Origin of the sequence: Nocardiopsis exhalans (assembly GCF_024134545.1) — a bacterium.
Classification (GTDB): Bacteria; Actinomycetota; Actinomycetes; order Streptosporangiales; family Streptosporangiaceae; genus Nocardiopsis; species Nocardiopsis exhalans.
The window spans coordinates 3586013-3598342 of record NZ_CP099837.1; the positions used below are offsets into that span (position 1 = coordinate 3586013).

Consider the following 12330-nt stretch of genomic DNA (forward strand, 5'->3'; position numbering starts at 1 on the left):
CACGTGACCGATGTCCCCAGCCGCGGGCCCCGACCGTCCCGGCGCCCGCTCCGAAGCTCCGAAAGGAAGCACCGCATGTCCACCACCTCCGGGCTCCACATCTCCGGGTATGTTCGCGATCACAACACCCACCCGCCGCTGGACTACCCCGGGTACAAGAGCACCGCGCTGCGCCACCCCCAGCGCCCGCTCACCCTCCTGCCGCACATGCTCACCGAGATCACCTCACCCGTGCTGGGCCAGGACCGCCTCGGCCCCCACGACCACGACCTCACCCGCCAGCACGAGGGAGAACCCCAGGGCCAGCGCATCCTCGTGCACGGCCAGGTCCGCGACAGCGACGGCCGCCCGGTCCCACACACCCTGGTGGAGGTCTGGCAGGCCAACGCGGCCGGCCGCTACCGCCACACCGGCGACAACTGGCCCGCCCCGCTGGACCCCAACTTCACCGGGGTCGGCCGGGTCCTCACCGACGCCGAGGGGCGCTACCGGTTCGTCACCGTCCGGCCCGGCGCCTACCCCTGGAAGAACCACCGGAACGCCTGGCGCCCCGCCCACATCCACTTCTCACTGTTCGGGCGGGCCTTCACCCAGCGCCTGGTCACCCAGATGTACTTCCCCGACGACCCGCTGTTCTTCCAGGACCCGATGTGGCAGTCCGTTCCCGACGAGAAGGCCCGCGAACGCATGCTGGCCCGCTTCGACTACGACACCACCGAACCCGAGTGGGCCCTGGCCTACACGTGGGACATCGTGTTGCGCGGACGCGAACAGACCCCGTTCGAGTCCGAGGAAGAGGTCCTGGAGGACGACGAGTGAGCGCTCACCACACCCGCCCCGAGGTACCCACCACCCCGTCCCAGACGGTGGGCCCCTACCTGCACATCGGCCTGCCCTGGCCGGACGGCCCCTTCGCCGTCGCCGAGGGCACACCCGGCGCGCTCTGGCTGCGCGGCACCGTCTACGACGGCGCGGGCGCCCCCGTCACCGACGCCCTCGTCGAGACCTGGCAGGCCGACCCCGACGGTCGCTTCGACCACCCCGACGACCCCCGGGGCGCACGTAGTCTGCCGGGCTTTCGCGGATTCGGCAGGTGCCCCACGGACGCCTCGGGCTCCTACGCGATCCTCACCCTCAAACCCGGGCCGGTCCCCGGGCCCACCGGAGACCAGGCGCCGCACGTCGACATCTCCGTCTTCGCGCGCGGCATGATGCACCGGGTCGTCACCCGCCTGTACTTTCCCGAGGAGGAGGCGGCCAACGCGGCCGACCCCGTCCTGGGCTCCATCGAGGACCAGGCCGCCCGCGCCACCCTCGTCGCCGACCGGGAGGAGGGCGGATACCGCCTCGACATCCGTCTCCAGGGGGAGCGGGAGACCGTCTTCTTCGACATCTGACCCGCGTCGTCCGCCCGCCGACCGCCGCCCATCGAGCCCGCCCCGAGCCAGACAAGGACTTCCCATGACCGGCTTGTTCGACGGTGTCCTCAACCACGGCCCCCTGGGGGCACTCACCGACGACACCGCCTGGCTCCAGGCCCTGCTCGACGCCGAGGCGGCCCTCGCCCGGGCACTGGCCGACACGGGTCACATCACGGACCAGCAGGCCGAGAGCATCGCCGCCGCCTGCCAGGCCGACCGCTTCGACCCGGCCGCCCTGGGCCGGGCGGCAGAGGGCGGCGGCAACCCCGTGATCCCCCTGGTCAAACAGCTCACCGCACACGTGCACCAGACTGATCCCGAGGCCGCCCGCCACGTCCACCTCGGGGCCACCAGCCAGGACATCATGGACACCGCCGCCATGCTCCTGTTCCGCCGGGCCGGGCAGGTCCTGCGCACCGAAATGTCCGCGCTCATCACCGACCTGCACGGCTTGGCCGACCACCACCGCACCACACCGATGCCCGGTCGCACCCTGCTCCAGCAGGCCCTGCCCACCACCTTCGGTGCCGTCGCCGCGGGCTGGGCCGCGGGGCTCACCGGGGCGGCGGAGCGGCTCGCGGACGTGCTCACCCATCACCTGGCCGCCCAACTCGGAGGCGCCGTGGGAACTCTCGCCTCCCTCGAACCGCACGGCCCTGCCGTGGCCGCCGCCTTCGCCGAACGCCTCGGACTGCCCGAACCCCTGCTGCCCTGGCACACCGAGCGCGGCCGTATCACCGAGATCGCCGCCGCTCTGGGCAGGGTCTGCGGGGCGGTCGGAACCACCGCCCTGGACATCGTCCTGCTCGCCCAGACCGAGGTCGGCGAACTCACCGAGGAAGGCGGCAGCGGGGTCGGCGGATCCTCCACCATGCCGCACAAACGCAACCCGGTCGCCGCCGTCAGCGCCCTGGCCGCCGCCCGCCAGGCCCCCGGCCTGGTCGCCACCCTGTTCGCCGCGCAGATCCAGGAACACCAGCGCGCAGCCGGGGCCTGGCACGCCGAGTGGCTCCCGCTCACCGACCTGCTGCGGCGTACCGGCTCAGCGGTCTCCTGGCTGCGCGTGAGCGTCCAGCGCCTTCGCGTGCACCCCGACCGCATGCGCGCCAACCTGGACCTGACCGGCGGGCTGGCCCTGAGCGAACGCCTCACCACCGACCTGGCCCCCGAACTCGGCCGGCTGGAAGCCCACCGCAGGGTCACCGACGCCTGCCGGGAGGCCGTCGACCAGGGGCTCGACCCCGTCGAGGTACTGGCCGAACACCTCCGGGGCCTGCGCACCCGCGAGCGCATCAGCGCCCTGCTCGACCCCGCCGCCTACCTCGGAGCCGCTCCGGTGTTCACCGACCGGGTCACGGGTAGGACCGGCCAGGCGGGCCCCAGCGGCACGGGGGCCAGCCCCGCCGACACAGCGACCGGCCCCACCGACACAGAAGAAGGAACCGATGAGCGTTGACCTCCACCACCTCGTGAGCGGACCCGCGGACGCACCGCCCCTGGTGCTCGCCGGGTCCCTCGGCTCGACCGTCGGCATGTGGGAACCCCAGGTCGAGGCGTTGTCCACCGTCTTCCGGGTGATCCGCGCGGACCTGCGCGGCCACGGTCGGTCGCCTGCCCCCGAGGGGCCCTACAGCATGGCCGACCTGGGCGGGGACGTCCTGGCACTGCTCGACCGGCTCGGCATCGAGCGCGCCCACTACGCGGGCCTGTCCATCGGCGGCATGGTCGGCCAGTGGCTGGCGGTCAACGCCCCCGAACGGCTGGGCCACCTCGTCCTGCTGGCCACCTCGCCGTACATGGGCCCCGCCCAGAACTGGCGCGACCGGGCCGCCCTGGCCCGTGACAAGGGCACCGCGGCCCTGGCCGACGCTGTGGTGGAACGCTGGTTCACCCCCGACTACGCCGCCGCGCACCCCCACGAGATCACCCGCCTGCGCGACCAGATCGTGGACACCCCCGACGAGGGCTACGCCGGTTGCTGCGGCGCCATCGAGCACCACGACACCCGTGAGGACCTGCACAGGATCACCGCGCCCACCCTGGTCATCGCCGGGGCCGAGGACCCCTCCACCCCGCCCGGCCCCCACGGTGCGCTGATCGCCGAACGTGTGCCCGGAGCCCGCCTCGCGGTACTCGAGAGCGCCGCCCACCTGCTGTCCTGGGAGCAGGCCGCGCGGGTCAACACGCTCATCACCCAGCACCTCGCCGCCGCCGACCGCTACGAAGCCGGGACGCGGGTACGCCGCGGTGTGCTCGGCGACGCCCACGTGGACCGCGCCGAAGCCCGTAAGACCGCCTTCACCGAACCCTTCCAGGACCTCATCACCCGCTACGCCTGGGGTGAGATCTGGACCCGCCCCGGCCTGGACCGGCGCACCCGCAGCTGCATGGTGCTCACCGCCCTGGTCGCCCACGGCCACTGGGGCGAGCTGGCCATGCACGTGCGCGCGGCCCTGCGCAACGGCCTGACCCCCGACGAGGTCGGCGAGGTCTTCCTCCAGGCCGCCGTCTACTGCGGGGTTCCGGCCGCGAACAAGGCCTTCGCCATCGCCCAGGAGGTCTTCGACGAGGACACCTCGGCCTGACCCCGGAGTCGGCGGGAGGCGGTTCGGGCCCGAGGGGGATCGGAGAGTCCGCCGATTCGCCGGACAGGGACCGCCCTGCTCGGTAATGTGGTTCTCGAACGCGTGAGCGAATGTCGTCGATGTTCGGCCGCGGGGCCCGCGGCAGTGGAAGGAACACATGGACAACACCGAACAGGCTCTGCGTGAGCGCGGGGAGCGTTTCCGGGAGCTGCACCGGGGGCCGGGCGCCTTCGTGGTGGCCAACGCCTGGGACGCCGGGACGGCCCGATTGCTGGCGGGGCTCGGATTCGCGGCCCTGGCCACCACCAGCGCCGGGCTCGCGCACTCCCTGGGGCACCGGGACGGCGCCGGACTGGTCAGCCGGGAGCAGACCCTGGGCAACGCCGCGGCGATCGCGGCCGCCACGGACCTGCCGGTCTCGGCGGACCTGGAGAACGGGTTCGCTGACAGCCCCGAGGAGGTGGCTCGGACTGTGCGGGAGGCGGCCGGGACGGGGATCGTCGGTGGTTCGATCGAGGACACCACCGCCGACCCCGATGCCCCGATCCACGAGTTCGGGCTCGCGGTGGAGCGGGTCCGCGCCGCCGCGGGGGCGGCGCGGGCACTGCCCTTCCCGTTCACACTCACCGCCCGGGCGGAGAACTTCCTGTACGGCCGCCCGGACCTCGAGGACACGGTCCGCCGCCTGCGCGCCTTCGAGGAGGCCGGAGCGGACGTGCTCTTCGCGCCCGGGCTGCCGGACGCCGATGCCGTCCGAACCGTGTGCGCCGCGGTGGAGCGCCCGGTCAACGTCCTGGCGGCGGGGGCCGCGGCACAGATGTCGGTGGCGGAGCTGGGCGACCTGGGCGCACGGCGGGTCAGCCTGGGCTCGGGGCTGTCGCGCTCGGCGCTGACCGCGGCCCTGGCGGCCGCCCGCGAGGTCGCCGAGCACGGAACCTTCACCCGGATGGCCGAGGCCAGCACCAACCCCGAGATTCACCGACTGCTGTAAAGGGATCCCGGCCCCGAAGAACCGGGATTCACGCCTGACAGAGTGATGACGCCTCGGCGTGCCTGAGTCCTGCCTTCTGGCTGTGCGGACCCTCTTCGTCTGGGCGGGGGTCAGGGTTTGAAGGCCACTCCGGCCAGTTCCCAGCGTTTGACGTCCGCCTCCTTGGGGCGGGCGACCGGATCCCGGTCGGGGTGGCGCCAGGTGCTGCAGTCCACGGCGCGGGGGCCCTGATCGCGCCCGTCGGTCCAGGGGCTGACCAGCTCCAGTCCGGCGAAGACCTGGGAGGCCTCCTCCGGGCTGCGCACCCGGCCCCACGGGGTGCCGAAGGACAGGATCTTGTCGGTCATCCAGGCGGCCGCCGCGGTGTCGTCCGAGACGATGTGGGAGAAGATCACGCAGGACCCGGGGGCCAGTCGGCCCATCAGGTCGCGCACCAGGCCGAAGGGGTCGGACTCGTCGGGCAGGCAGTGCAGCAGGGAGACCAGCATGACGCAGACCGGCAGATCGGGGTCGATCAGCCCCTGCGCCTCGGGGGAACCGAGGATGAGGTCGGTGTCGCGTATGTCGGCCATCAGGAAGGCGGTCCCGGAGCTGTCAGCGACCAGAGCCCTGCCGTGGGCCAGCACGATGGGGTCGTGGTCCACGTAGAGCACCCGTGCTCCGGGGTTGGCCCTCTGGGCCACCTGGTGGGTGTTCTCCCCGGTGGGCAGCCCCGCACCGAGGTCGAGGAACTGCTCCACCCCCCGGCCGCTCACGTACTCGACCGCACGTCCGAGGAAGGCCCGGTTGTCCCTGGCGAAGGAGACCAGCTCGGGGATCCCCGCGGCGAGCACCTCACAGGCATCCCGGTCCGCCGCGAAGTTGTCCTTTCCTCCCAACAGGTAGTCGTACATCCGAGCGATGCTCGGAGTGTCCATGTCGATGTGGGGGGGGAAGCGATCGGCCATAAGGAGAGGTACCAATCAGGACTAGTCGTGCGGGGTCGTCTCCAGTCGAATCGTAACCATGTTTCGGTGCGCTTACCGGCGTTTTCCACAAGAAAAACAAGCGGATACTTCAGGAGTCCTCTTGAAGTGTCGAAAAGGGCTTCTCGGAACGGTCGAAACCGGGCAGGTGATCGGCGACATGGCCTGCCGCTGCGGCTCTGACGCGGTCCGCGGTGTCCGCGGGCAGGAGCGGTGGAGGGGGAGGTGCTGGGGCTGACCAGAAGGCCGCCGGGGAAAGGGGATCCGCTGTTTGTGCCTGGGCGGCGAAAACGCCATCACCAGCTCCGGGGTGTTCTTCGGAAAGACGCGTGGGGCGCTCCTCGGCCAACGCCGCTTCTCGAGCCGAAGGTCCCTTTGTTCCGGCAGGGAGGTCCCTGACCAGTTCCACCAGCGTCCGCCGTTCCCGGCCAGCCCAGCGGGTCAGGACGAAGGGGTCGCGGTCGGACTCGGCGCCCAGCGCGGCGGCGGTCACCGACAGGTGCGCGCACCGCCCCCGCCAGTGGTCGCAGGAGCAGGTCGCCACCAGTGCGCCCCAGCCGCGCGGCACCAGGTCCAGGCCGAGCAGCCCGAACACCCGGGCCGCGGCGTCGGGCAGTTCACCGGAGAGCAGCCGCGCTCGGAACAGCGGCTGCGAGGCCAGCGCCGCGCACGCCCGGCCCCACTCCTCGTCGGCCCACACCGTGCGGATCAGGCTCACCTCGTGCCCCCGCACCCGGGCGAGCACCTCGCCGGGCCGCACCGAGAACCGTTCCACGGCGGCGCCCGGGCCGTCACCGGGACCGCCCAAGGCCTCGCTGACCAGCTCCGACCAGCTCATCCCGACACCGCCTCCGGCGCCAACCGCACCACCTCGCGCAGATCCTCCACCGACAGTCCGCCGAGCCACTGTTCCCCGGTGGCCACCGCGCCGTCGGCCAGCGCGCTCTTGCGTTCGATCATCTCGTCCACACGTTCCTCCACTGTGCCCACACACACCAGCTTGCGCACCTGCACGTCCCGGCGCTGTCCGATCCGGAAGGCGCGGTCGGTGGCCTGGTTCTCCACCGCCGGGTTCCACCACCGGTCCACGTGCACGACGTGGTTGGCCGCGGTCAGGTTCAGCCCGGTCCCGGCGGCCTTCAACGACAGCAGGAACACCACCGGACCCGACACCGTCTGGAAGTGCTCGGTCATCCGCTCGCGGTCGGCCCGGGAGGTGCCGCCGTGCAGCCACAGCACCGGAACCCCCAGCTTGGAACGCAGGTAGGGCGCCAGCCTCTCGCCCCAGCGCGCGTACTGCGTGAAGCACAGCGCCTTGTCGCCCTCGGCCACGGCCTCGCCCAGGATCGACTCCAGCCGGTCGAGCTTGCCGGACCTGCCCGCCAGCGCCGAGCCGTCTCCCAGGAACTGGGCCGGATGGTTGCAGATCTGCTTGAGCCGCGACATGGTCGCCAACACCAGCCCCTTGCGCTCCTTCTCGTCCGCCTCGGCCATCCGCTCGGCCATGTCGTCCACCACCGCCTTGTACAGCGAGGCCTGCTCGGGGGTGAGCGTGCACCAGGTGCGCATCTCCTGCTTCTCCGGCAGGTCCGCGATGATCGAACGGTCGGTCTTGAGGCGGCGCAGCACGAACGGACCGGTCAGTCGACGCACCAGGTCGGTGCCCTCTCCTGCGCCCTCCTCGGCTTCGGCCCGGTCGGCCACCGCGCGCTGGAAGTCGGCCGCCGTGCCCAGCAGCCCGGGGTTGGCGAACTCCATCACCGACCACAGCTCGCCCAGGTTGTTCTCCACCGGGGTGCCGGTGAGCGCGATCCTGGTCGCCGCGGGCAGCGAGCGCACCGCCCGTGCCTGCCGGGTGGAGTGGTTCTTCAGCGCCTGGGCCTCGTCGCAGACCACCCGGTGCCAGGGCATCCCCGAGAGCTCGTCCGAATCCCGAGCCACCACCCCGTAGGTGGTGACCACCAGGTCGCAGGCGCCCACGATCCGGGCCAGGTCGTTTCCGGTCGGCCGGTCCGGGCCGTGCTGGACGTGCACCCGCAGCCCCGGAGCGAACTTCTCCGCCTCGCGCCGCCAGTTGCCCACGAGGGAGACCGGGCACACCAGCAGGGTCGGCCCGGGCGCGGGGGCCCGCGCGCGTTCGTCGGTGAGCAGGGCCAGCAGCTGCACGGTCTTGCCGAGCCCCATGTCGTCGGCGAGCACCGCGCCCAGCCCCAGCTCGCCCAGGAACCGCAGCCAGGCCGAACCCCGGTCCTGGTAGGGGCGCAGCTTCCCCTCGAAACCGGGCGGGGTGCCCATGGGGCGCGGTTCGGCCTTGGCCCCGCCGTCGAGCAGGGCGCCCAGCGGGCCGTCCGCCACCACGTCCGCCACCGGCAGCGGGGTCTCCACGGCCCCGATCGCCGCGCGCAGCGCCTCCTCGCGGCGCATCCGCCCGCGTCCGCCGCCGCTGCGGCGCATCAGTTCCAGGGCGGCCTCGACCCGTTCGGGGTCCATCTCCATCCACCGGCCGCGCACCCGCACCAGGGAGCGCTTGAGCCGGGCCAGCTCGGCGAGCTCCTCCAGTTCCTCGGCGGCCAGGGGCTCGCCGGAGCCGGGACCGCGCAGCAGCGCTTCGAAGGAGACGTCCACGAGGTCGGTGGGGCCGACCCCGCCGCGCCCGCGCTTCTTCGGCTCCTCGTTCACCGTCATCCGCAGTTCGAGGGCGCCGCGCCCGCTCCACTCGGGAAGGACCACCCCGAACCCCGCCGAGGTCAGCCGGGCAGCGGCACCGCCCACGAAGGACTGGGCTCCGGCGGTGTCCAGGAGGAGCCGGGCCGGGGCCAGGTCACCCAGGGTCCGCCGGAGGGCGGGCAGGTGGCGTACGGCGCGGCGCAGGTCGGCCAGGGCGGTGGTGCCCACGTCCTCGGGCAGCCAGGCGGCGCCCTCACCGAGCCAGACCTGTTCCAGGGGAAGGCGTAGACCGGGGTCGCTGGTGGAGCGCACCCAGAACTCCACGGTCCAGGGCCGGGGGCCGCCCCGGGAGCTCTCGGGTTCGGGCTCGCGCAGCACGAACAGCAGCTGGGCCCGGCCGCCGCCGCGCACTCGGGAACGCCATTCGCGCAGGGGGCCGCGCAGCGCCCGGGCGGTGCCGTCGTCCACCCGGGTGCGCTGCCCGGTGAGCGCGTTCGCCAGCCGGGCGGCGGGTGTGGTTTCGGAGGCGTGGGCCGCGCCCGGGGCGCCCGCGTCGGCACCGGCGCTGGGGGAGTGCCGCTTCGGGGCGGTGGCCAGACGGCGGGCGGCGGCGTCGGTGAGCAGCTCCAGCGGGGCCAGCACGCAGAGGCGGGCCGCGTCGCCCCGTTCGCGCGGATCCAGGTGGGCGGTGGCCGCGGCGGGCAGGGTGTCGGTGAGCGCCGCCAGGTGGGACTCGGCGGTGTCCAGCGGGGCGGGCCGCCAGCGTGCGTGGGGCGGTTGTCCGACCAGGTCGGGCAGGACGCCCCCGGCCAGGACGAGCCGCTCGGCGAAGGCGTGGACCGCCCGCAGATGGGTCAGGGCGGGGCCCGCCGCGACGGGGAGGTCGTCGAGCACGGTGAGCAGGGTGTCGGCCTGGGCCGCGGACAGCGCCAGAGACGGGACCCGCCAGGGCCGGAGTTCGGCGGGCGCCGTGTCGGCGGAGCCGGAGGGCGCGGGGGAGACCGCGGTGCCGGGCAGGACGAGCACCGACGCGGCGCCGTCGGGGGACCCGGGGTCGATTCCGGCCTTGGCGGCTACCTCGCGCAGCTCCGCAGGGCTCGCGGCGAAGGGGTGCGCCCCCGCCGGGGGCTCCTCCTCGTGTTCGCCCTCGCCCCAGAGCAGCAGTGTGTCCCTGGACCACACCCCGTGCAGAACCCGCACCACACCTCCCGTGGAGAAAAGCGAACGTCGTCGGCCCCAAGTATCGCGGGGACCGACGACGTTTTCGCACGTGCGGGTGGGGAGCGCAGGACGGCCGGGTTCCCGGACCGGAGCGCGGATCAGAGGTTGGCGGGCACCTTGTTGCCGACCGCCTCGATCCCCTCCTTGAGGTTGGTGCGCCACAGCAGGATCCCGCCGATGATGAAGAACACCACCAGGGAGAAGATCGCGGTGCGGAAGCCGCCGGTCAGGTTGACCACCAGGGTGATCGAGGCGGCGCCCAGCAGCACCGAGCCCCGGTCGGCCAGCTGGAAGAGACTGAAGTACTCCGCTTCGCGGCCGCGCGGGATGAGCAGCGAGTACAGTGCCCGGGCCAGCGACTGGGTGCCGCCCAGGACCATGCCGATGCCCGCGCCCAGCAGCAGGAACAGCACCGGGTCGCCCGGTGGAAGGTAGTAGCCGCAGGTGACCAGCCCGCACCAGACGACCAGGCTGGCGAGCACGGTGTTCTTGGTGCCGAAGCGGCGGCCGATCCAGCCCATCAGCAGCGCGCCCGCGAAGGCGACGAACTGGATGAGCAGGATGGTGGCGCTGAGGATCGCCAGGGACAGGCCCAGGTCCTGGCTGGCGAAGCTGCCCGCGAAGTAGATGACGGCCTGGATGCCGTTGTTGAACAGCACGAACGCGATCAGGAACAGCAGGGTGTTGCGGTAATTGCCCATCTCGCGCAGGGTGCGCCAGTACTGCTTCAGCGAGGCGCCCAGCCGGGGCGGGCCGGGTTCGGCGGCGAGCTTGCCGTAGCGGTTGCGCAGCACACGGATGCCGACGATCGAGAAAAGCAACCACCACACGCCCACCGAGGCGAAGGCGATGCGTACGGCATGGCCCTCGTCGATGCCCAGGGCGTCGGTGGAGGCCAGCAGTCCCATGTGGGCGGCCAGCAGGAGTCCGCCGCCCAGGTAGGCCATCGCCCATCCGGTCACCGACACGCGGTTGCGTTCGTCGGCGGTGGCGATCTCCGGCAGGAAGGCGTTGAACACCACCAGGGACATGCCGTAGAAGGTGTTGCCCAGGATGAACAGCAGCACCACGAGCTGGTAGTCGCTGGTGAAGTACATCGCGCTCACGCACAGCGAGCCCAGGGTGGCGAGCGAGAGCAGCCAGCTCTTCTTGTGCTGGGTGTGGTCGGCCAGCGCCCCCACGACGGGCAGCATCACCAGCAGGATGAGCCCGGCGACCGTGGTCACCAGGGGGTGCAGCGAGTTCGGGTGCACGCTGAACCACTCGACCCCGAGCGGGTAGAGCGCCAGACCGGGCTGGGTGCAGTCACCGCCCGCTCCGGCCTCGGCGCAGGCCAGCCCGGACAGGTAGGGGCCGATGAGCACGGTGACCACCGAGGTGATGAACACCTGGTTGGCCCAGTCGTAGGTGTACCAGCCGCGCTGTTCGCGCCTGCGCTGGCGCGGATCGGTCGACGGTGAGTTGTCCGCTACCGGGGGAGAGGGTGTGGAGGCCATGTGAGGGGGCTATCCGTTCTTCGGGGTTCTCGTGCTGCCCTGGGCCCTGCTCTGCTTGTCGCCCGGGTTCTTGCCCTGGTTCCAGCGGCCGCGGCGGCGGAGCACCTCGCGCAGGCCGGCGGTGTTGTCGGTGACGATGCCGTCCACCCCCGCGTCGAGCAGCCGCTCCATCACCTCGGTCTCGTTGATGGTCCACACGTGGACCTGCATGCCGAGCCGGTGGGCGGTACGGATCACGTCCCGGCTGAGCAGCGGGAAACCGTTGTGGCTCAGCGGGATCTGGGCGCAGACGGGGGCGCGGCTGGCGGCGGGGCGCAGGACCGGCGACAGCGAGGCCAGCCGGAGCCGGGCCACGTCCACCGGGCCGCAGGAGGTGGCCACACGGGGCCCGTACAGGTGGCGGGCCCGGTCCAGGCGGTCCTGGTCGAAGGAGCCCACGCACACCCGGTCCCAGGCGTTGGTGCGGCGGAGCACCTCCAGCAGGGGCAGGACGGCGCCGTCGGCCTTGAGGTCGATGTTGAAGCGGGCCTCGGGCCAGGCGGCGAGCAGGTCCTCCAGGAGGGGGACGGGCTCCTTGCCCGCGACCCGGGCGCGGGCGACCTCGCGGTAGGGCAGCGCGGAGATGGCGCCGTCCCGGTCGGTGGTGCGGTCCAGGGTGTCGTCGTGGAAGGCCATGAGCACGCCGTCGCTGGTGGCGTGCACGTCCGTCTCCAGATACGTGTAGCCGAGGTCGACGGCGTGCTGGAAGGCCACCGCCGTGTTCTCCAACTCGGTGCGGCGCACGCCCTGGTCGTCGGTGAGCCACCCGCCCCGGTGGGCGAGGGCGACAGGCACGGGGGAGGAAAGGTACGCGTGAGTCACACTCTGAAGTATGACGGTTCCCGGGCGGGTGCTGTTCGTCCCCGCCGCGCTGTGCCGAACCGGCCCTGGTGGTGCCCGAAAAGTCGGAAAGGTCTAGATGCGTCCGGTCGGGCGTCGATAGGG

The 12330-nt window shown here is 72.5% G+C and carries 10 protein-coding genes; 5 read left to right on the forward strand and 5 right to left on the reverse strand.

Annotated elements, in window-relative coordinates; all coding sequences use genetic code 11:
• Nucleotides 1-75 precede the first annotated feature (75 nt).
• The 5 genes from pcaH to NE857_RS15780 all read left to right on the forward strand — a co-directional run bounded on the left by pcaH (nucleotide 76) and on the right by NE857_RS15780 (nucleotide 4997).
• Nucleotides 76-819 carry a protocatechuate 3,4-dioxygenase subunit beta gene (pcaH, locus tag NE857_RS15760; RefSeq protein ID WP_254421685.1) on the forward strand — a complete coding sequence of 248 codons (744 nt, stop codon included), beginning with the start codon at nucleotides 76-78 and terminating at the stop codon, nucleotides 817-819.
• The gene (gene pcaG, locus NE857_RS15765; RefSeq protein WP_254421686.1) at nucleotides 816-1397 is read left to right on the forward strand and encodes a protocatechuate 3,4-dioxygenase subunit alpha; all 582 of its coding nucleotides are present in this window, start codon (nucleotides 816-818) and stop codon (nucleotides 1395-1397) included. The genes pcaH and pcaG overlap by 4 nt, the downstream gene beginning before the upstream one ends.
• Before the next feature lie 64 nt (nucleotides 1398-1461).
• Nucleotides 1462-2877, forward strand: a complete 1416-nt coding sequence (gene pcaB, locus NE857_RS15770) for a 3-carboxy-cis,cis-muconate cycloisomerase (RefSeq protein ID WP_254421687.1) — start codon at nucleotides 1462-1464, stop codon at nucleotides 2875-2877.
• A complete protein-coding gene (gene pcaDC / locus NE857_RS15775; protein ID WP_254421688.1) occupies nucleotides 2867-4006 on the forward strand; it encodes a bifunctional 3-oxoadipate enol-lactonase/4-carboxymuconolactone decarboxylase PcaDC in 1140 nt (379 codons plus the stop codon). Before pcaB ends, pcaDC begins: the two co-directional genes overlap by 11 nt.
• 157 nt (nucleotides 4007-4163) lie before the next feature.
• Nucleotides 4164-4997 carry an isocitrate lyase/PEP mutase family protein gene (locus NE857_RS15780; RefSeq protein ID WP_254421689.1) on the forward strand — a complete coding sequence of 278 codons (834 nt, stop codon included), beginning with the start codon at nucleotides 4164-4166 and terminating at the stop codon, nucleotides 4995-4997.
• Nucleotides 4998-5107: 110 nt separating this feature from the next.
• Here NE857_RS15780 and NE857_RS15785 read toward each other — a convergent pair whose 3' ends face one another.
• From NE857_RS15785 to NE857_RS15805, 5 genes are all read right to left on the reverse strand, one after another.
• On the reverse strand, nucleotides 5108-5944 hold the full coding sequence (locus tag NE857_RS15785) for an SAM-dependent methyltransferase (protein WP_254421690.1): 837 nt from the start codon (nucleotides 5942-5944) through the stop codon (nucleotides 5108-5110).
• A gap of 109 nt (nucleotides 5945-6053) precedes the next feature.
• On the reverse strand, nucleotides 6054-6800 hold the full coding sequence (locus tag NE857_RS15790) for an SWIM zinc finger family protein (protein ID WP_254421691.1): 747 nt from the start codon (nucleotides 6798-6800) through the stop codon (nucleotides 6054-6056).
• Complete coding sequence (locus NE857_RS15795; protein ID WP_254421692.1) at nucleotides 6797-9829, reverse strand: DEAD/DEAH box helicase; 3033 nt, start codon at nucleotides 9827-9829, stop codon at nucleotides 6797-6799. The genes NE857_RS15790 and NE857_RS15795 overlap by 4 nt, the downstream gene beginning before the upstream one ends.
• Nucleotides 9830-9948: 119 nt before the next feature.
• Nucleotides 9949-11346, reverse strand: coding sequence for an MFS transporter (locus NE857_RS15800; protein WP_254421693.1), 1398 nt, complete (start codon nucleotides 11344-11346; stop codon nucleotides 9949-9951).
• A 9-nt stretch (nucleotides 11347-11355) separates the two neighbouring features.
• Nucleotides 11356-12207, reverse strand: coding sequence for a glycerophosphodiester phosphodiesterase family protein (locus NE857_RS15805; RefSeq protein WP_254421694.1), 852 nt, complete (start codon nucleotides 12205-12207; stop codon nucleotides 11356-11358).
• Nucleotides 12208-12330 lie beyond the last annotated feature (123 nt).